The organism is Sulfitobacter sp. SK025 (assembly GCF_003352105.1).
Lineage (GTDB): Bacteria > Pseudomonadota > Alphaproteobacteria > Rhodobacterales > Rhodobacteraceae > Sulfitobacter > Sulfitobacter pontiacus.
The window spans coordinates 912,181-932,619 of sequence record NZ_CP025808.1 but is presented as its reverse complement, the minus strand read 5'-3'; the positions used below and the strand labels follow the sequence as shown (position 1 = coordinate 932,619).

At 59.6% G+C, this 20,439-nt stretch carries 18 protein-coding genes; 16 read left to right on the top strand and 2 right to left on the bottom strand.

The window, feature by feature from the left end; genetic code table 11:
- Positions 1–54: 54 nt before the first annotated feature.
- Entirely contained in the window at positions 55–951 is an 897-nt protein-coding gene (coxB, locus tag C1J04_RS04455) for a cytochrome c oxidase subunit II (protein ID WP_037954173.1), read from the bottom strand.
- Positions 952–1,130: 179 nt separating this feature from the next.
- On the opposite strand from coxB, the gene tldD reads away from it, so the two are divergent.
- The 6 genes from tldD to C1J04_RS04425 all read left to right on the top strand — a co-directional run bounded on the left by tldD (position 1,131) and on the right by C1J04_RS04425 (position 8,972).
- Positions 1,131–2,555, top strand: a complete 1,425-nt coding sequence (gene tldD / locus C1J04_RS04450) for a metalloprotease TldD (protein ID WP_005851686.1) — start codon at positions 1,131–1,133, stop codon at positions 2,553–2,555.
- Positions 2,556–2,711: 156 nt separating this feature from the next.
- The gene (gene dprA, locus C1J04_RS04445; protein ID WP_174226596.1) at positions 2,712–3,851 is read left to right on the top strand and encodes a DNA-processing protein DprA; all 1,140 of its coding nucleotides are present in this window, start codon (positions 2,712–2,714) and stop codon (positions 3,849–3,851) included.
- 245 nt (positions 3,852–4,096) lie between these two features.
- Positions 4,097–6,763 carry a type I DNA topoisomerase gene (topA, locus tag C1J04_RS04440; RefSeq protein WP_009826132.1) on the top strand — a complete coding sequence of 889 codons (2,667 nt, stop codon included), beginning with the start codon at positions 4,097–4,099 and terminating at the stop codon, positions 6,761–6,763.
- 102 nt (positions 6,764–6,865) lie between these two features.
- A complete protein-coding gene (locus C1J04_RS04435; RefSeq protein ID WP_005851682.1) occupies positions 6,866–7,438 on the top strand; it encodes a L,D-transpeptidase in 573 nt (190 codons plus the stop codon).
- A 203-nt stretch (positions 7,439–7,641) separates the two neighbouring features.
- Positions 7,642–8,346 carry a CoA transferase subunit A gene (locus C1J04_RS04430; protein ID WP_009826131.1) on the top strand — a complete coding sequence of 235 codons (705 nt, stop codon included), beginning with the start codon at positions 7,642–7,644 and terminating at the stop codon, positions 8,344–8,346.
- On the top strand, positions 8,346–8,972 hold the full coding sequence (locus C1J04_RS04425; protein ID WP_009826130.1) for a 3-oxoacid CoA-transferase subunit B: 627 nt from the start codon (positions 8,346–8,348) through the stop codon (positions 8,970–8,972). Before C1J04_RS04430 ends, C1J04_RS04425 begins: the two co-directional genes overlap by 1 nt.
- Positions 8,973–9,049: 77 nt before the next feature.
- On the opposite strand, the gene C1J04_RS04420 is transcribed toward C1J04_RS04425, so the two are convergent.
- On the bottom strand, positions 9,050–9,841 hold the full coding sequence (locus C1J04_RS04420) for a lytic transglycosylase domain-containing protein (RefSeq protein ID WP_009826129.1): 792 nt from the start codon (positions 9,839–9,841) through the stop codon (positions 9,050–9,052).
- Between the two features lie 375 nt (positions 9,842–10,216).
- Here C1J04_RS04420 and C1J04_RS04415 point away from each other — a divergent pair, with 375 nt between their 5' ends.
- From C1J04_RS04415 to C1J04_RS04365, 10 genes are all read left to right on the top strand, one after another.
- Positions 10,217–10,405, top strand: coding sequence for a hypothetical protein (locus tag C1J04_RS04415; RefSeq protein ID WP_009826128.1), 189 nt, complete (start codon positions 10,217–10,219; stop codon positions 10,403–10,405).
- 393 nt (positions 10,406–10,798) lie between these two features.
- On the top strand, positions 10,799–11,662 hold the full coding sequence (cpaB, locus tag C1J04_RS04405; protein ID WP_009826126.1) for a Flp pilus assembly protein CpaB: 864 nt from the start codon (positions 10,799–10,801) through the stop codon (positions 11,660–11,662).
- Positions 11,663–11,873: 211 nt separating this feature from the next.
- Positions 11,874–13,313, top strand: a complete 1,440-nt coding sequence (locus tag C1J04_RS04400; RefSeq protein WP_005851674.1) for a type II and III secretion system protein family protein — start codon at positions 11,874–11,876, stop codon at positions 13,311–13,313.
- Positions 13,300–14,004: an OmpA family protein gene (locus C1J04_RS04395; protein WP_009826125.1), complete on the top strand. Its 705-nt coding sequence runs from the start codon at positions 13,300–13,302 to the stop codon at positions 14,002–14,004. The genes C1J04_RS04400 and C1J04_RS04395 overlap by 14 nt, the downstream gene beginning before the upstream one ends.
- A 272-nt stretch (positions 14,005–14,276) precedes the next feature.
- Positions 14,277–15,515, top strand: a complete 1,239-nt coding sequence (locus C1J04_RS04390; RefSeq protein ID WP_037954165.1) for an AAA family ATPase — start codon at positions 14,277–14,279, stop codon at positions 15,513–15,515.
- A gap of 39 nt (positions 15,516–15,554) precedes the next feature.
- Positions 15,555–17,000 carry a CpaF family protein gene (locus tag C1J04_RS04385; protein WP_009826123.1) on the top strand — a complete coding sequence of 482 codons (1,446 nt, stop codon included), beginning with the start codon at positions 15,555–15,557 and terminating at the stop codon, positions 16,998–17,000.
- A gap of 12 nt (positions 17,001–17,012) precedes the next feature.
- A complete protein-coding gene (locus C1J04_RS04380; protein WP_005851670.1) occupies positions 17,013–17,975 on the top strand; it encodes a type II secretion system F family protein in 963 nt (320 codons plus the stop codon).
- A gap of 12 nt (positions 17,976–17,987) precedes the next feature.
- Entirely contained in the window at positions 17,988–18,944 is a 957-nt protein-coding gene (locus C1J04_RS04375; protein WP_373276849.1) for a type II secretion system F family protein, read from the top strand.
- 56 nt (positions 18,945–19,000) lie between these two features.
- Positions 19,001–19,555, top strand: a complete 555-nt coding sequence (locus tag C1J04_RS04370; protein WP_009826122.1) for a tetratricopeptide repeat protein — start codon at positions 19,001–19,003, stop codon at positions 19,553–19,555.
- Between the two features lie 28 nt (positions 19,556–19,583).
- Positions 19,584–20,438, top strand: a complete 855-nt coding sequence (locus C1J04_RS04365) for a tetratricopeptide repeat protein (protein WP_009826121.1) — start codon at positions 19,584–19,586, stop codon at positions 20,436–20,438.
- Position 20,439: the final 1 nt, after the last annotated feature.

The window sequence follows — 20,439 nt, the reverse complement described above, 5'->3', positions numbered from 1 at the left end:
CATACAAAAGGAACCCGGGGCGCGCGTCGCGCACCCCGCATCAGCAATTGTGCCTTACTTGGACGCAACGGTCAGAGTCTGCGGGATGCCCGCATACTCTTCTTTCGCGTTGCCAAGCCACTGGGCATAGGCCTCTTCCGAGACGACTTTCACAGTGATCGGCATATAAGCGTGGGCGTTGCCGCACAGCTCGGAACACTGACCGAAGTACACGCCTTCTTTCTCGGCGGTGAACCATGTTTCCGCCAGACGGCCGGGCACGGCGTCCTGTTTCACACCGAAGGCGGGCATCGCCCAAGAGTGGATCACGTCCGAACCGGTGACCTGAACAACGATGGTCTGACCGACAGGGATCACAACGGCGGTATCGGTCGCCAGCAGGAACTGCTGTTCGGTATAGCCGGCGGCCTCAAGCTGTGCGACGACTTCGGGTGTTTTGCGGTTTTCGCCGCCAACAGCCGGTGCACCGATCATATAGCTGTCAAAGCCAAAGCCCTCGTCGACATATTCATAGGACCAGTACCACTGGTTGCCGGTGGCTTTGATGGTCAGGTCGGCCTGCGGGATTTCCTGCTGACGGAACAGGATCGGCAGCGAATAGGCCCCGATCAGCACCAGAATCACGATCGGTGCGACGGTCCAGAGGATTTCAACCGGCGTGTTGTGTGTGAAGGATGCGGCAACGGGGTTGCGCTTGCGGTTATAACGGACCGCCACCCAAAGGATCAGACCGGTCACGAAGATGGTGATCAAGGTGATGATGATCAGGATCAGGTGGTCCAGATCGTGGATGTCTTGCGCGACGCGGGTCACGGCTGGCTGAAAGCCCATCTTGCCGTCTACCGGCTCACCAATGATTTCCAGCCCGTCGATGCGAAGGTTTTCCTGCGCCATTGCTGGCACGGCGGAAAAAGCGGCCATGAGACCCGAAAAAGAGAGAAGATGTTTCATATGTCGTCCTGATCTTGTGACCATTGATAAGCGAATCCCAGCAGCACCCCGCAATTGGAGGCAGCTGTCCCGTTGTAATCTGTACGCTTACAATCATATTCTAACTTCAAGATAAAGACTTCTGCTTGCGTCAAACGGACGCGAAGCGATTTTTATGACACGATTCAGGGAACATTTTTATGAGCCAGCCGCCTTTCAACCCCTTTGAGGCGCAGCTTGACCGTGACGCCGCGCTGTCCATCCTGCGCGACGCTGTGGCAGGTGCCGACGACGGGGAACTGTTTTTCGAACGCCGGCGGTCTGAAGGGTTGGTGTTTGACGACGGGCGGCTGAAAACGGCCAGCTACGATGCCTCCGAAGGCTTTGGCCTGCGGGCGGTGCGCGGCGATGTGTCGGGCTATGCCCACTCGACCGAGATCACCGAAGCCGCCTTGCGCCGCGCAAGCGAGACGGCACGGCTGGCCGTGGGTGCGGGGGGCGGCACATGGGCGGATGCGCCTGCCGCGACTAATCAAAAGCTCTATACCGACGAAGATCCAATCGCGGGCGCGGCCTTTCCCGTCAAGGTCGACACCCTGCGCGAGATCGATGATTTCGCCCGCAGCCTTGATGCGCGTGTCGTACAGGTTTCTGCCTCTATCTCTGCCTCTATCCAGGAGGTCGAGATTCTGCGCCCCGAGGGCACCTCTGTCCGCGATGTGCGCCCGATGACGCGGGTGAACGTGTCGGTCATCGTCGAACAGGATGGCCGCCGCGAAAGCGGGACCGCCGGTGGCGGCGGGCGTGTCGGGCTGGACGGGCTGCTGGACCCTGCCGACTGGCAGGCCAAAACGCGCGAAGCCCTGCGCATCGCCTGCGTCAACCTGCGTGCCGTGCCCGCGCCTGCGGGCGTCATGGATGTTGTGCTTGGCCCCGGCTGGCCCGGCATCCTGCTGCACGAGGCCATCGGTCACGGATTGGAAGGAGATTTCAACCGCAAGGGCTCAAGCGCCTTTGCCGGCCTCATGGGCCAACGCATCGCCGCCAAAGGCGTGACGGTGCTGGATGATGGCACCCTCCCCGACCGGCGCGGATCTATCTCTGTTGATGACGAGGGCACGCCCTCGGCCAAGAATGTGCTGATCGAGGACGGTGTGCTGGTAGGCTATATGCAGGACCGGCAGAATGCCCGGCTGATGGGCGTGGCCCCTACCGGCAATGGCCGCCGCGAATCCTATGCCCACACGCCGATGCCGCGCATGACCAACACCTATATGCTGGGCGGTGACGTGGCCCCCGGCGATATCGTCGCGGACCTCAAGGACGGCATCTATGCGGTCGGTTTTGGCGGCGGGCAGGTGGATATCACCAACGGCAAGTTCGTTTTTTCCTGCACCGAAGCCTATCGTGTGCGCAATGGCGTGGTCGGCGACCCCGTCAAAGGGGCCACGCTGATCGGAGACGGGGCCACGGCGCTTCAACAGATCCGCGCCATCGGCAATGATCCCGCGCTGGATCCGGGCATGGGCAACTGCGGCAAGGCGGGCCAATGGGTGCCTGTGGGCGTCGGACAGCCGACATTGATGATCGGCGGCCTGACCGTCGGCGGTGCCGCTGCCGCCTGAGCAACACCGGATTGCCGGAGTGCACCCAGGTGCTCCGGTGATCCAAGACGGCATGGCACGTAGAAGAAGATTAGTAGTTCGGATTAAACCTTCGCCGTTCACGTTTCGTTAAGCAGCTTTGCCTAAAGCTGGTGAGGCAACGGACGGAGACGCGGGATGACTGACAGGAACAACACTCCTTCCTCTTCCACGCCCCCCTTGGTCCAACCCACCCTGGAAGACGACAGCTTTGCGCGGCTTCGTCTGTTGCGCTCGCGCCGTGTCGGCGTTGTCACCTATTACCGCATGCTGCGCGACTACGGCACCGCGCGTGCCGCGCTTGAGGCGTTGCCCGACGTCGCCCGCGCCGCAGGTGTGAAAGACTATCGCATCTGCCCCGAGAATGTCGTGCACGCAGAGCTGCGCGCGGCAAAGGCCGCGAACGCGCGCTTGATAGCCCATGATTGCGCAACCTACCCCCCTCATCTGGCAGAGCTTGACGACGCCCCCCCGTTTCTATGGGCAATCGGAGATATCGAGCTGCTGCGCCGCCCCTTGGTGTCGATTGTGGGCGCGCGAAACGCCTCATCGCTCGGGACGCGCATGGCCCGCGCCTTGGCATCCGGCTTGGGTGAGGCGGGGTTTACGGTCGTCTCGGGATTGGCGCGGGGGATTGATGCCGCGGCACATCTGGCCACGCTCGAATCCGGCACAATCGCGGTGCAAGCGGGGGGCGTCGATGTGATCTATCCGGTAGAGAATACGACGCTTGCCCAAGACATCGCGGCCCAAGGGCTGCGCATTTCGGAACAACCGATGGGGCTGCAACCGATGGCGCGGCATTTCCCCAGCCGCAACAGGATCATCGCAGGGCTAAGCCGCGCAACGGTCGTGGTCGAAGCGGCGGCGAAATCCGGCAGCCTGATCACCGCCCGTGACGCGCTGGATCAGGGGCGAGAGGTGCTTGCCGTGCCCGGCCACCCCTTCGATGCCCGTGCCGCGGGCTGCAACATGCTGATCCGTGACGGGGCGGCGCTGGTGCGCAATGCCGCAGATGTGATGGATCAACTGGGGCCGGCAAAGGCTGCCGCCGCCAGCCCGCCCATTTCCCAAGCAGCCGCCCCCGCGCCCCAGCGCGACATTGCAGCGCTGCACACCGATATATTGTCACGCCTTGGCCCCAGCCCCGTTGCCGAAGACCAGCTGCTGCGCGATCTGGCCGTCGCACCGGGAATCGCCACACCTGTTCTGGTCGAGCTTGAGCTGAATGGGCATATCCTGCGCCACGCAGGCGGGCTGGTATCCCGCGCGGACTGAGCGTGAGGCGGCCGCAGATCGGGGGCCAGCCCCCGCTTTGGAGACCCTCCAAAGCGCCCCCGGGATTTAGACCATCTGGAAGCCGGAACCCCGGCCGGATTACACCGTGAAACACCCCCGAAAAGGCGCTTTATAGCCCGTGTATCAAAGGGGGCGCGCTGTTCTGCGGATTGACAAACTTCGCTTCACGCCACATGTCACAGCATAAGCCACGCGAATTAATTTGATCCAAGGTGCCGAATTTTATGCCAGTTGTCGTCGTCGAATCACCTGCCAAAGCTAAAACGATCAACTCGTATCTCGGCAGTGATTACACCGTGCTTGCGTCCTACGGCCACGTCCGCGATCTGCCGCCCAAAGACGGATCGGTCGACCCGGAAAACGGGTTCGACATGACCTGGGAAGTCGCCGCAGCAAGCAAGAAACACGTCAAAGCCATCGCTGATGCGCTGAAAGACGACAACGCATTGATCCTCGCGACTGACCCCGATCGCGAAGGTGAAGCGATCAGCTGGCACCTGCAAGAGGCGCTGACCAAACGCAAGTCGATCAAGAAGGACACGCCGGTCAGCCGCGTGGTGTTCAACCAGATCACCAAAAAGGCCGTAACCGAAGCGATGGCGAACCCGCGTCAGGTCGATATGCCACTGGTCGAGGCCTATCTGGCACGGCGCGCGCTGGATTATCTGGTGGGCTTCAACCTGTCGCCCGTCCTATGGCGCAAATTGCCCGGCGCGAAATCGGCGGGGCGGGTACAGTCGGTCACCTTGCGGTTGATCGTCGAGCGCGAGATGGAGATCGAGGCCTTCCGCAACCGCGAATACTGGAGCGTCAAGGCGCTGGTCGCCACGCCGCGCGGGCAAGAGTTCGAGGCCCGTCTGGTGACGCTTGCCGGTAAGAAGCTGGACCGTTTTGATCTTGGCAATGAAACCCAGGCCGAGATGGCGGTGCAGGCGATCACCAGCCGCGATCTGACGGTTACCAGCGTCGAGGCGAAACCCGCGAGCCGCAACCCCTCGGCCCCGTTCATGACCTCGACCCTGCAGCAGGAAGCCAGCCGCAAGTTCGGCATGGGCGCACGCCAGACCATGAGCACGGCGCAGCGGCTCTATGAAGCCGGTCACATCACCTATATGCGGACCGACGGCATCGACATGGCCCCCGAAGCGATCACGATGGCACGGGACGCCATCTCGGACCGGTTCGGGGCGGAGTATGTTCCGTCCGAGCCGCGTATCTACAAGAACAAGGCCAAGAACGCGCAAGAGGCGCACGAATGTGTGCGCCCCACCGACATGACCAAAGATGCCGGCGCGCTGAAACTGACCGAACCGGATCAACGCAAGCTTTACGACCTGATCTGGAAGCGCACGCTGGCCTGCCAGATGGAAAGCGCGCGTCTGGAACGCACCACGGTAGAGATCGGCAGCAAGGACGAACAGGTCGGGCTGCGCGCCACCGGCCAGGTGGTGAAATTCGACGGCTTCCTGCGTGTCTACGAAGAAGGCCGCGACGATGTCGTGGACGAGGATGACAAGCGCCTGCCGCAGATCACCCAAGGTGACAAGATGGACAAACGCGCCGTCACGCCAGAGCAGCACTTTACCCAGCCGCCCCCCCGCTACACTGAAGCGACATTGGTCAAGCGCATGGAAGAGCTGGGAATCGGGCGCCCGTCGACCTACGCCAGCGTTGTCACCACCATTCAGGACCGCGAATACGTTCGCAAGGAAGGCAACCGTCTGTTCCCCGAGGACAAGGGCCGTTTGGTGACGGCCTTCCTCGAGAATTACTTCCGCAAATATGTGGGCTATGATTTCACCGCCGATCTGGAAAACCAGCTTGATAAGGTGAGCGCGGCGGATGCCGACTATAAGGATGTGCTGGGCCGGTTCTGGCAGGATTTTTCGGCTGCGATTGCCGAAACCGCCGATTTGCGCATCACCGAGGTGTTGGAGAAGATCAACGAGGTACTCGAGCCGCATCTCTTCCCGCCCAATGAGGATGGCAGCGACCCGCGCCTGTGCCCCAACTGCGAGATCGGACGTTTGTCCATGCGCACCGCACGTTCCGGCGGCGCGTTCATCGGCTGTTCGAACTACCCTGAATGCCGCTATACCCGCCCCTTCGGCCCGCCCGACCCCGAGGCCGAAGCCTCGGCTATTCCGCCCGATGGCAAACTGCTGGGCGAGGATATGGGCGACGAGATTCGCGTGTTCAAAGGGCGCTTCGGCCCTTATGTGCAGCGCGGCCCCGTCACCGAAGAGAACAAAAAACCGCCGCGCCAATCGGTGCCCAAGGACTGGCCCGCCGAAGAGCTGGAGCTGGAACGCGCTGTCATGCTGCTGTCGCTGCCGCGTGAGATCGGCCCGCACCCGGAAGATGGGGTGATGGTCTGGGCAAATATCGGGCGCTACGGCCCCTATATCAAACACGCCGACAGCACGTCGAACCGTGGCGGGACCAATGCGAACCTCGAAACACTGGACGAGGTGTTCACCGTTGGCATGAACCGCGCCGTGCAGCTTCTGGCCGAGAAAGTCGCCAGCCGTGGCGGGCGTGGCAAAGCGGCAAAACCGATCCGCGAGATGGGCGAACACCCTGATCTGGGCGGCGAGGTCAACATCATGGAAGGCAAATATGGGCCTTATGTGAAGTGGGAGAAAGTCAACGCCACCATCCCCAAAGAGGTCGAGCCTGCCGATCTGACCATGGAACGTGCGGTTGAGCTGATCGAGGAAAAGCTGGCGAAATCCCCTGCCAAGCGCAAAGCCGCAACCAAGAAGCCCGCAGCAAAGAAAACCGCTGCGAAAAAGGCTCCGGCCAAGAAAACGGCTGCCAAGAAGGCCCCCGCAAAGAAACCAGCGGCCAAAAAGGCACCCGCAAAATCGGCCACCGCACCGGAAGAGTGAGAGCGCAACTCACATATTCATGAAATGACATATATGTGAGTTGCCCCGCCCTGCCCTTGCTGCTTTTACCTGTGACAATCGCCACGGTAGAAGGACATAAAAATGGCAGAGCAGACATTCTCAAGACGCGGGTTGATCCTGACAGCGGGCGCGGCGCTTTTCACGCCGGCCCTGTTGCGCGCACAGACGCCGGTGCCAGAGATCGCGGCACCGGTACGTCATAACACCAACGGATTTTCCAGCCAGAACTGGCAGGACCACTTTGATACATTGGGCAAAGCCGCAATCGTGGCTGATACCTCTTCCCGCGCGCTGCACTATTGGGGCGGCGATGGCGAGACCTACAAGATTTACCCGACCTCCGTGCCCCGCAGCGACGAGCTGACCAAACGCGGCTACACCCGCATTGTGCGCAAACGTGTCGGGCCCGACTGGACACCGACCCCCAGCATGATCGAACGCGACCCCGATCTGAAGTATATGCCGCCCGGTCCGGACAACCCGCTTGGCACCCATGCGATGTACCTCAGCTGGCCCGCCTATCTGATCCACGGCACCCATGACACGCGCAAGATCGGGCGGCAAAGCTCTGACGGGTGCATCGGGCTTTACAACCACATGATCGAGGCGCTGTACCAGATTGCCCCCATCGGCACGCAGGTACGCATCGTCTGACCTCGCTGCGGGCTGCACTGACCCCGCGACGACAGCTGCCCACCCGACGCAGGGTGGGCGCGCATTCCCCCGAATTTTCCGGCAGGCTTCACTGGTACCGCTGACGTTAGCGTCGGCGGTTTGACACGTTCGTTACGCCGCGTCATAGAAGTCGTATAATTATAAAACGACAGGGCCGTGAGCCTCTCTTGAAAGGAGCCGGAATGAAGAAAATCTATGGAAGCGCTGCCGAGGCGCTGGAAGGCGTGCTGCACGATGGCATGCTGATCGCAGCGGGGGGCTTTGGCCTTTGCGGTATTCCCGAACTGCTGCTGAACGCGATCCGGGACGCGGGCACCAAGGATTTGACCTTTGCCTCGAACAATGCGGGCGTAGATGATTTCGGCATCGGTATCTTGTTGCAGACCAGGCAGGTCAAGAAAATGATCAGCTCTTACGTCGGCGAGAACAAGGAATTCATGCGCCAGTATCTCGGCGGCGAGCTTGAGCTGGAATTCAATCCGCAAGGCACCTTGGCCGAACGTATGCGTGCGGGTGGTGCGGGCATCCCCGGTTTCTATACCAAAACCGGCGTTGGCACTGTGATCGCCGAAGGCAAAGAGCACAAGGATTTCGACGGCGAGACCTATATCCTTGAGCGGGGCATCGTTGCGGATCTGGCGATCGTGAAAGCCTGGAAAGCGGATGACACTGGCAATCTGGTGTTCCGCAAAACTGCGCGCAACTTCAACCCGCCAGCGGCCATGTGTGGCAAGATCTGCATCGCCGAGGTCGAAGAGATCGTCCCCCGTGGCAGCCTTGGCGGCGACGCGATCCACCTGCCCGGCATCTATGTGCACCGCATCATTCAGGGTGATCACGAGAAACGCATCGAACAGCGCACCACACGTCAGCGGGAGGACGTATAATGGCTTGGGATCGCAATCAAATGGCGGCACGCGCCGCGCAGGAACTGCAAGACGGTTGGTATGTGAACCTTGGCATCGGGATTCCGACGCTGGTGTCCAATTACATCCCCGACGGGATGGATGTGACGTTGCAGTCGGAAAACGGCATGTTGGGCATGGGGGCTTTCCCCATCGAGGGCGAGGAAGACGCCGACCTGATCAACGCGGGCAAGCAGACCATCACCGAGCTGGACCGCACCTCGTATTTCGACAGCTCGACCTCCTTCGGGATGATCCGCGGCGGCAAGATCGCCATGGCCATTCTGGGCGCGATGGAAGTGGCTGAAAACGGCGACCTCGCCAACTGGATGATCCCCGGCAAGCTGGTCAAAGGCATGGGCGGCGCAATGGATCTGGTCGCGGGTGTGGGCCGCGTTGTGGTGGTCATGGACCACGCCAGCAAGCATGGGGACAGCAAGGTGCTGAAAGAATGCACCCTGCCGCTGACCGGCAAGAACGTCGTTGACCGCATCATCACCAATCTGGGTGTGCTGGATGTCGTTGAAGGCGGGCTGAAGATCGTTGAATGCGCCGATGGCGTCACGGAAGACGAACTGCGCGCCGCGACCGAAGCGACAATCGTCTAAACTGCTGACGCGATGAACGACAAGGGGCGCAGCCAGCGATGGCCGCGCCCCTTTTTACACTCGGCCCCGAACTGGTGTCAGTTCATCGCCGCAAAGACACATCCGTCCGAGATCAGCTCGGGCGGGGTCTGGCACAGGCCCTTGGCGACCTGAAAAGCGGCCAGCACCTTGGGCACATAGTCACGGGTTTCGGCAAAAGGCGGCACGCCCGCGTGCTTGTGCACGGACCCTTCGCCCGCGTTATAACCGGCCAGCACCAAGATCGGATCGCGGTCGAATTCGCCCATCAGCCAATCAAGATATTTTACGCCGCCCGCGATATTCTGCGTCGGGACCATACTATCGGTTACCCCAAAGCGCGTCGCTGTATCAGGCATCAGTTGCATCAAGCCCTGCGCCCCTGCCCCGCTGATGGCATCGGGCCGTCCTGCGGATTCAACCGTGATCACCGCGAGCACAAGCGCAGGTGACACCTGTGTCCCGATGGTAGAGCGGAGGATGTCGATCCCGTTGGCCTTGGCGATCTCTTGCATCTGTTGCATGCGTGGCGCGGGGATTTTGCTGCTGGCCGTTGCCAGCGTGACCATCGCGGCCTCCAGCCGGCCCGGGCCAGATTTCTCGACCGCCGGAGAGACACGATCCCAGAACCAATCATATTGCCCCGGCGACGCTGGCACGATGGCACCGGATTCGGTTGCGACAACCTCGGGTACGTCGTCAGCCTTGGGCTCGATAAAGACATTGATCCGATTGGTACTGCCCGGCTTGGGCGGCTTCACACGTTTTGCCTCGAACTTGGGAAACGGCTTGGGCGTGTCTGCCCAGACAGCCGAGGCCGCCAGCATCCCCACCATCAAAGATACGGTCATTCGTCGAAACATCGCTGCCTGCACTGATTATTTAATGCTCTTTTTCAGCAATCTCGCACGGAAACCCTCGCCAAACCAACCAAACATGGCAGGGAACATGGCGATTTCGCCATAATTGATGCAATCCTGCCCCGCTTCTCATCAAGGATAACAAAAAATGAAGATGGAAAATTGTTTTGTATCAGCGGGCTACAATAATTCTGCCAAAAACCTGCCCTGAAAAACGAAATGTCACAATTGCCGCCAAATTCGTGCCCCATTCACAGGGCTATATAGGCTCATACCAAGTCAGCCAGATGCGGAATTGAGAGAGAAGCATCGAAACGGACGACAGGGTTGAGATTGAAAACTTTATGATCCTTGGAGGGACATACCATGATGAACTTTATCAAGAACTTCAAAAACGACGAATCCGGCGCTGTGACTGTTGACTGGGTTGTTCTGACCGCCGCCGTTGTTGGCCTGGCCGTCGCAGCTTACTCCTCGATCGAAAGCAGTGCGTCAAATCTGACGTCCAAAACTGCACTCAAGATGGATGCCCACCGCGCCTCCACCGTAGACTAAACTTAACATGAGCAGCTGCAATCAAATCTCTGGTTGCAGCTGCTATGCATTTTAAGCGTAGTTCTTCAACAACAAGCGAACAAAACTGTGCTTTCAAATATCCAAACATTTCTCAAGAACCAATCCGGGGCGGTCACGGTCGATTGGGTTATCCTATGTGCCGCTATCGTTACAATTGCTGTCGGGGCCATAGTGGCTGTTACGACGCAAACCAAAGACTACGCCGATGAAATCGCAACCAGAATCCCAAGCGACATTTAACCCAAGCAACCACCATAATGACCCAGCTTGGTCGCGGATTATCCATAGTCTGAACACAATCACCGCCTATCCATTGGTATAAGTTTCGCGCCGCGTCCTGGGACCGGCACACACTCAAGAGAGGTAAGTAACATGCGGATGGTTTTTGGACTGGTCCTGCTCGCCGGTATCGCCTTGGCAGGTGGTGCTGTGTATCTGGCAAAGGGCCGCATCGGTGAATATCAACGCGCCAACCAACAGGCCCAAGAGGCTCTGGCCCAGATCGTGCCGACGGTTGGTGTATATGTGGCCAATGGGCCGCTGAAATACGGACAGCGCCTGACCCGCGAAGATGTGCGGCAGGTAAAATGGCCCGAGGATGCGATCCCCGAAGGCACGTTTATCGAAGAAGCAGCGCTTTTCCCCGAAAACAGCGATGACCTGCGTGTCGTGCTGCGTGCGATGGAAAAAGACGAAGCCATTATGGCGGCGAAGGTGACCGAACCCGGTGCCGATACCGGCCTCACCTCGCAGCTGGAACGGGGCAGCCGTGCTTTCGCGATCCGCGTCGATGTATCAAGCGGCGTCTCGGGCTTCCTGCGCCCCGGTGACCGTGTCGATGTCTACTGGACTGGCCGCATCAACCGCGGCGGCAACGACCGTGCCGATACCGGAGACGTGACCAAACTGATCGAGGCAGGCGTCAAGATCATCGCGATCGACCAAAGCGCCGGCGGCGAACGCAGCGAAGCGGCCATTGCGAATACTGTGACTGTTGCCGTTCAGCCCTATCAAGTTGCCGCATTGGCACAGGCGCAATCGACTGGTGACCTATCCCTCTCGCTCGTCGGGGCAGAGGATGACACCGTCGCCGGCGAGATCGAAGTCGACCAACGCCGCCTGCTCGGCCTGACGGAAGAAACGGTCAAAGTCGAAACGACTACCGAAAAAGTCTGCACCATCCGGACCCGTCGTGGTGCCGAAGTGGTCGAAATCCCGATCCCCTGCACCAACTGATCTGCTTATCAGGCAGGGCAAATACGGACCTCAGCAACGCCGCGCATCACTTTGCGCGGCGTTTTGCCATTTCGGATATGTTGCTGTTAATCCACATATACCCGCCCCCCCCTGTCATTGATTCTTGCAAAAAAACGCAAAGGACCGCACAGTGTCGCAAACGGCGGGCGCAAAGACCCTATTTTGAGGCGTGATCACAAAGGCAGGTCACATGAAAATCGATAAGTTTATTAAAGCAGCCCTATTGGGACTGACCATTGGCGCGATGCCATTTGCATTGACGGCGCCGATCGACGCGCAGGCCAACACACTCCGTGTGGTCAAGAAGGGCACCAACCGTGTGTTGGAAGTCCCGATGAACCGCGCGGTTGTGGTTGAAAGCGACATCCCCTTTGCTGAGCTTAGCATCGCCAATCCGGGGATCGCAGATATCTCATCCCTCTCCGATCGCACCATCTATGTGCTGGGCAAATCCCCTGGCCTGACCACGCTGACCCTGCTGGATGCGGCCGGTCAGCTGATCACCAACGTGGATGTGCGCGTCGCGGCGGATGTCTCTGAATTCAAGGAACGCCTGCGGCAGATCCTGCCCGGCGAAAAGATCGAAGTGCGCACAGCCAACGACGGTATCGTCCTGTCGGGCATCGTGTCCTCCACCCAACGCCTGCAGCGCGCCCTTGATCTGGCCGAACGCTACGCGCCAGAACGCGTCTCCAACCTGATGAGCGTCGGCGGCATACAGCAGGTGATGATGAAAGTCCGCTTTGCCGAGATGAGCCGATCTGTCTCCAAATCCCTAAGCGCGTCGCTCGCGTTGAACGGGTTGGTGGGCAATGATCTTGCGATCAACGGCGGGACCAATACGACAAATACGGCAGGCGCGATTGCGAACTCTCTTGGTGGCACGACACCTGCGTCCAACAGCAACGCAGGCGCGGTACTGTTCGGCTTTAACGCAGGGTCCACCCAAGTCGGTCTGCTGCTTGAAGCCCTGGAGCAGAAGGGCGCCGTACGCTTCCTTGCCGAACCGAACCTCGTTGCGCTGTCCGGGCAAGAGGCGACGTTCCTTGCCGGTGGCGAATACCCCGTACCTGTCGCCCAGACCGGCGACCAGATTTCCGTGCAGTACAAACCCTTCGGCGTAGAGATGAGCTTTATCCCCCGTGTCGTGGATAAAGACCTGATTAACCTCGAACTCAAAGCCGCTGTATCGGCGATTGATGCCAGCAACAGCGTGTCCTTGGGCAATGGCTTCGACATCTCGGCCTTCACCCGCCGCGAAACCTCGACCACGGTTGAAATGCGCGACGGCGAAAGCTTTGCGATCGCGGGTCTGCTGACCGATGATTTCACCGATAACTCCAGCCAGCTACCCTGGATCGGCGATGTGCCTGTATTGGGCGCGTTGTTCCGCAGCGCGAACTATCAGCGCAGCCAGTCCGAACTGGTGATCATTATCACGGCCCATCTTGTGACCCCCACCCGCGGCGAGGCTTTGGCCCTGCCCACCGACCGGATCAAACCGCCCACGGAAAGCGAATTGTTCCTGTCAGGTCGCACGTCCAAAGGCAGCACAGCGCCCACAAAAGGGGCCGCTGGCGAGGTTGCCAAACAGGACTTTAGCGGGTCATATGGCTATGTATTGGATTGATCAGATGACTTCAGCGATCCCTTCGACAGGCAAAATCACCGGGTTATGCGCCGCTTTGGCGATGACCGTAGCAGGCTGCGTCAGCAGCCCTGATCCGGTCTATACCCAGTTCCACCGCGAAGCAGGATCCCTGACCGATCTGGGCACCTTTGGAAACGCCACGCTGAACAACCGTTTGGTGATGACAGGCGAACGCCAGTACACCTTCGATCTGGCCAACCGCTTTGCCGGCGAAGTCGAATCCACGGTGACCTTTGCCTTTAACTCGGCCCAGCTGGACGGGGCCGCGCAGGCCGTGCTGCGGCGCCAAGCGGGATGGATCCGCCAGTTCCCCGAGGTCCGCTTCCGCGTGTATGGCCATACCGATGCCGTCGGTTCGAACAGCTACAACAAGGCGTTGGGCCTGCGCCGTGCACAATCCGTTGTTGGGTTCCTGTCAACGCAAGGCATCAGCCGCAGCCGTCTTGAGGCCGTTGTTTCCTTTGGCGAAACACAGCCGTTGATCGTGACACAGGGCCGCGAACGGGCGAACCGTCGCACAGTGACCGAAGTCAGCGGCTTTGTCGGGCGACATCCCACCGTTCTGGACGGCAAATACGCGCAGATCATCTATCGCGATTACGTTGCCAGCGCCGTGCCACCGACTCAGCTAACGGGCGGTGCCGCTGCTACCGGTACAGCGACGGAATAACCGGATAACAGATACCTCGAGAAAGGCCTGATCGTCGCTGACGGTCGGGCCTTTTGCGTTTCAATCCGGCAAATCACTGCGGATCGTTTCAAAAGACCAAACAATAGAAACTATTTAGCCCCAATCTTGCCCAACTTGGCAGGGATATTCACTGCAATAGGACAGTTGCGCCCGGCCACCGTGGTCTGACGCAGGGGACCGCAAGGCAAAGAACAGGGCGACGCCCGATCAGCCCTTGCCGCGCCCCAAAGAGAAGAAGGGGAAGTTTAGGTATGAGCAGCAGTATGCCACAGATTGACGCACCACAGATCATCGCCTGCACTGTCAGCCGTGATGTACAGAACTTCGACCTGCTGATCGAGGATATGGAATCAGCTTTGGGCGAAGCCTGGGGTGATCTCGGCTTTTCTGAAAGCCTCGCTTTTTTCAGCCAGCCCGAAGCGGCGACGCTCGAGCTGATTGCACTGGCGCTTGATTCCGAGGACGAAGAGAACCTGCCGATGATGTCCGAAATCATCTCGCAGGCTAAATCGCGTCATATCAAGGTGATCCTGATCGCCGAAGACATGTCCCCGGCCTCGCTCCATTCCCTATTGCGTCAAGGTGCGGATGAATTCGTCCCCTACCCGCTGCCCGAAGGCGAATTGGCGGCGACCATCGAACGTCTGCGCGCAGGCCCCGAGCCCACAGCCGAACACATCGAGGCAGGCCCCAAGCTGAAACCCGGTGCCGATAAAGACGGCGCGGTGATCGTGGTACATGGTTTGGCCGGTGGCACCGGTGCGACGAGCATGGCCGTTAATATGGCTTGGGAGCTGGCGACTTCCGACAAAAAGAACCCGCCAAAGGTCTGCCTGCTGGATTTCGATCTGCAGTTCGGGGCCGTGGCGACCTATCTGGACCTGCCGCGCCGCGAAGTCGTCTATGACATGCTGATCGAGACAGACGAGATGGACGAGGAAAGCTTTGGTCAGGCTCTGCTGACCTATGAAGACACGCTTCAGGTGCTGACCGCCCCCGCCGATATGCTGCCGCTTGATCTGATCACCTCGGAAGATGTGACGCGGATACTGGATATGGCGCGCAACCAGTTCGACTACGTTGTTGTCGATATGCCGTCGACGCTGGTGCAATGGACCGAAACCGTGCTGAGCAATGCGCATGTCTATTTTGCCATGCTCGAACTGGATATGCGCTGCGCCCAAAACGCCCTGCGTTTCAAACGCGCGCTGCAATCCGAAGAGCTGCCGGTCGAAAAGCTGCGCTATGTCATGAACCGCGCGCCGAAATTTACCGACCTTAACGCCAAAGCGCGGGTCAAACGGATGGCAGAAAGCCTTGGTATTTCCATCGACGTGCAGCTGCCTGATGGCGGCAAGCAGGTGACGCAGGCCAACGACCACGGTCTGCCGCTCGCCAATACCGCCGCCAAGAACCCGCTACGCCGCGAGATCGCAAAGCTCGCGTCTTCTATCCACGACCTCAAGGCTGACGAAGCCAAAGCCGCCTGATCCGGCCCAAGCGCCAGATAATTTAGAAAGAGTATTCAGATGTTCTCGAAGTATAAAAAGCCAGGTGACGTTGCCGTAGCCACACCCGCCCCAAAGGCGAAGGCTCCCGCGCCCCAGCAACAGCCAGAGGAAGCGGTCGCGCCCAAGCCCGCCAGCATGCGCCGCGTGGCCCAGGCCGCAACCGTCGCCCCGCAGGATCGCGACGTGAAGCGCAAGCAACGCATGAGCGACATCAAGCTCGAACTGCACCGTGCCCTGCTTGAGAACCTGAACCTCGCCGCCCTTGAACATGCCTCGGAACAGGATCTGCGCAGCGAGATCAACGAAATCTCGACCGAGATTCTGGCCGAGAAATCCATCGTGTTGAACCGCGAGGATCGCTTTCAACTGAACTCGGAACTGTATGACGAGGTGACCGGCCTTGGTCCGCTGGAAACGCTGCTGAAAGACGACAGCGTCAACGATATTCTGGTTAACGGCCCGCAACAGATCTTTGTGGAACGCGCGGGTAAACTGCAGCTGACCGACGTGACCTTCAAAGACGAAAAGCACCTGCTGCGGATCATCGACAAGATCGTTTCAGCCGTTGGCCGTCGCGTCGATGAAAGCAACCCTTATGTCGATGCGCGCTTGAAAGACGGCTCGCGTTTCAACGCTATGGTCCCGCCGATTGCCGTGGACGGCAGCCTTGTCTCCATTCGTAAGTTTAAGAAAGACAAACTGGGCATTGATGATCTGGTAAGCTTTGGGGCCTTCTCGGAAGAGATGGCAGCCTATCTGCAAGCCGCCGTCGCCACCCGTCTGAATATCATCGTCTCGGGCGGTACAGGTTCTGGTAAAACCACCACGCTGAACGCGCTGTCATCGTTTATTGCCAACGATGAACGGATCCTGACCATCGAAGACACCGCCGAACTGCAACTGCAACAGACCCATGTGGGCCGCATGGAAAGCCGCCCGCCTAACGTTGAAGGCAAGGGCGAGGTATCCCCGCGCGACTGTCTGAAAAACGCCCTGCGGATGCGGCCTGACCGGATCATCGTCGGCGAGACGCGCGGCGAGGAAGTGATCGACATGCTGCAGGCCATGAACACCGGCCACGACGGGTCGATGACCACGATCCACGCCAACTCTGCCCGCGATGGTGTCAGCCGTCTGGAAAACATGATCGCCATGGCCGGTATCGAAATGCCGCTGAAAGCGGTCCGCAGCCAGATCTCGTCGGCTGTGAACCTGATCGTACAAGCATCGCGCTTGCAGGACGGGTCGCGCCGCATGACGTCGATCACCGAAATCACCGGCATGGAGGGCGACGTGATCTCTATGCAGGAAATCTTCCGCTTTCAGCGCGTCGGCCTGACCCCCGAAAACAAGATCATCGGCCACTTCACCGGCACCGGCGTGCGCAGCCACTTCTCTGAACGTTTCAAGATGTGGGGCTATGACCTGCCATCGTCGATCTATGAACCCGTTGTGGTCAAGTAAGGATTATCAATCATGAGTGCAGAACCCATTATCTATGGCCTGATCTTCGTCGGTGTCCTTGTGCTGGTCGAAGGGCTGTATCTGGTCGCTTTCGGTAAATCCATCAGCCTCAACAGCAAGGTCAACCGCCGGCTTGAAATGCTGGAAAAAGGGGCCCGCCGCGAAGAGGTTCTGGACAAGCTGCGCAAGGAAATGCAGCAGCACATGGATAATAAATCCATTCCGGTCTATTCCCTGCTCGCCGAGAAAGCACAAAAGGCCGCGATCGCCTTTGCGCCGAAACAGCTGATCATGATCATGGCCGGCCTGTCGGTCGTCGCCTTTCTGGGGCTGACCATCGGCACCAATACCGAAGTGCCCGTTCGCATTCTGATCTCTGTCGGGATCGGTGTCGGGGCGGTATTTTTCTGGATCTCGTCCAAAGCGAAAAAGCGCATGGACATGATCGAAGAGCAACTGCCTGACGCGGTGGAACTGATGGTGCGGTCGTTGCGCGTGGGCCACCCTTTCACCAGCGCGATCTCTATCGTGTCCAAGGAAATCCAGGACCCGCTGGCGTCGGAATTCGGCGTGATCGCCGATGAAACCGCCTATGGCCGCGACATTGGCGAGGCGCTCAAGGATATGGCCGAACGGCTTGATATGCAGGATTTGCGCTTCCTCGCGGTGGCTGTGACCATCCAGCAGCAATCGGGGGGTAACCTTGCCGAAATCCTTGCGGGGTTGGCCAAGGTCATCCGCGCCCGCTTCCGCCTGTTCCGCCGCGTGCGCGCCATCACCGCCGAAGCAAAATGGTCCGGCAAGTTCCTGTCTGCCTTCCCGATCCTCGCGCTGATCGTGATCAAACTCGGTGACCCGCATTACTATGACGAAGTCATGACCCACCCGCTGTTCATCCCCGGCTGTATCGCGGTTGTCCTGTTCCTGTCGCTTAACCTCATCGTCATGCGCAAGCTGACCGATATCAAAGTCTAAGGGGGCCTCACTGTGAATTTCCTCAACTCACTCGACACCGCACTTGGTCCCATGGGCTGGATCGCCATTCTGGGCGCATTGGGCCTGACCATGGTGGGCGCAACGCTTGTCATGATCCTGCGCCAGCCCGAAGACCCTCTGGCCAAGCTCAAACGGAGCCAGACCGAGGCTGCCGATGCAGGCAAGCAACAGCGCCTGCGCCAGTCGGACCGCAACGAGAAGCTGCAAAAGTTCGCCAAGTTCCTTGAACCCGAAGACGTGGAAGAGCTAAGCGCCAAGGCGCTGCTGTTGCGTCAGGCGGGCTATAGCTCGCGCGATGCGGTACGGTTCTTTCACTTTGCCCAGATGGCGCTTGGTATTGCCGGGCTGGTGATCGGCACCGTCTACATCAACTTCCTTGGCGGCGGCGAAGGCATGACCACCAACAAGATGATGCTGTATACCGTGGGCCCCGGCGGCATCGGATATTTCCTGCCGCGCTATTGGGTGACCCGCCGCGTCGCCGAGCGGAAAGAGGAAATCACACGCGGTTTTCCCGATGCGCTGGACATGATGCTCGTCTGCGTCGAAGCCGGCCAGTCGCTTGATCAATGTATCGTCCGCGTGGCCCGCGAATTGCGCGCCTCCTACCCTGCGCTGGCGGAAGAGTTCGAAATCGTCGCCTATGAGATGAAGGCCGGTAAAGACAAGGTCAGCGTGCTGAACGCCATGGGCGAACGCTGCGGCGTGCAAGATGTGTCGTCCTTTGTGACGGTGCTGGTACAATCCGCCGCCTTCGGGACATCCATCGCCGACGCGCTGCGGGTCTATGCCGCCGAGATGCGCGACAAACGCGTGATGCGCGCCGAAGAGGCCGCAAACAAGTTGCCAACCAAGATGACACTTGCCACAATGATGCTGACCGTTCCTCCACTGCTGATCATTCTGGTCGCGCCATCGGTGATGAACATTACCAAACTAGGTCAGTAAGGCTCTGCATGATCCACATTCCCAAGCGCGCGTTACCCTTCAGGCTCGCGCTTTGTATGACCCTGATCGCCGGATTGGCCGCTTGCTCTGCAGGCAGTCTTTCCGCGTTTGGGGGCAAGCGCGCCAGCCCTGACAGCCCCTTTGCCCCCGGTGTCAACACCCGCAAGGACGCCGAAGACGGGGTAGAGGTCGCCCACCGTCTGATGCGCGCGGGCGAATACGAACTGGCCATCCGCGCCTTCAACCGCGCCGCGCTCGCCTCCCAGTTGGACGCCGAAATCCTGTCGGGACTGGGCAGCGCCAACCTTGGGCTGGGGCGATTGGGTCAGGCGGAAAAGCTGCTGCGCGACGCTGTAGAAAAGGACGAAACCCACCCCGAGGTCTGGAATAATCTCGGCGTTGTGTTGATGGAACGCGGCAAACTCGCCGAAGCCCAGCTGACCTTTCGCAAGGCATATGCGCTCGATAATGGCGAAAGTGACGCAATCCGTGACAATTTGCGCTTAGCACTCGCAAAATCGGAAAACTCTGTTACGATCCCGGATCAAGAAGACAGTTATAAATTGGTGCGGCGCGGCTCGGGCGACTATCTGGTTCGGCCAGCATCATAACGAGGCAGAGCAGTAAAAGGACGCAAAAATGCGCCACCCTATCCTATTGGCCGCCTGCATTGCAGGCGTCGTCGCAGTAGCAGGCTGCGGCAAGAAATCCGGCGAGGATACCGTCACCCGCGCCTTCCAGGACGTGAATGTCGTGGATGAAAGCAACCTCAACGATGTGATGCTGACAGTGGCCGACCCGAACGAGGCGGTCAGCTATTTCACCCGCACCGCGCAGGAAAACCCCGACCGCATCGACATCCAGCGCAGCTTGGGCAAATCCCTGATCCGCGCCAAACGCAACCAAGAGGCCGCATCCGTCTGGGGCAAAGTTGCCACTTCCAAGGATGCCACCCCCGACGACAAGGTTGATTACGCCGATGCGCTGATCCGCGCAGGCGATTGGGCCAAGGCGGAAAAGACGCTGGATTCCGTCCCGCCCACCCATGAAACCTACAACCGCTACAGGCTTGAGGCGATCGTCGCTGACAGCAAGCAGGAATGGGACAAGGCCGACAGTTTTTACGAGATCGCCATTGGTCTGACCACCAAGCCCGGTTCGGTCATGAACAACTGGGGCTACTCCAAATTGACGCGCGGCGACTATCAGGCTGCCGAACGCCTTTTCGGCGAGGCTGTGAAGCAGGATTCAACGCTGTTTACCGCCAAGAACAACCTGATCCTCGCCCGTGGCGCGCAACGTGAATACAGCCTCCCCCCGATCGAGATGGACCAGACCGAGCGCGCGCAACTGTTGCACACCCTCGCCCTCTCCGCGATCAAGAAGGGCGACGTTGAAACCGGTAAAGGGCTGCTGCGCGACGCCATCAGCACCCACCCGCAGCACTTCGAGGCCGCCGTCCGGTCGCTGCGCGCGCTGGAAAACGCAGGCTAAC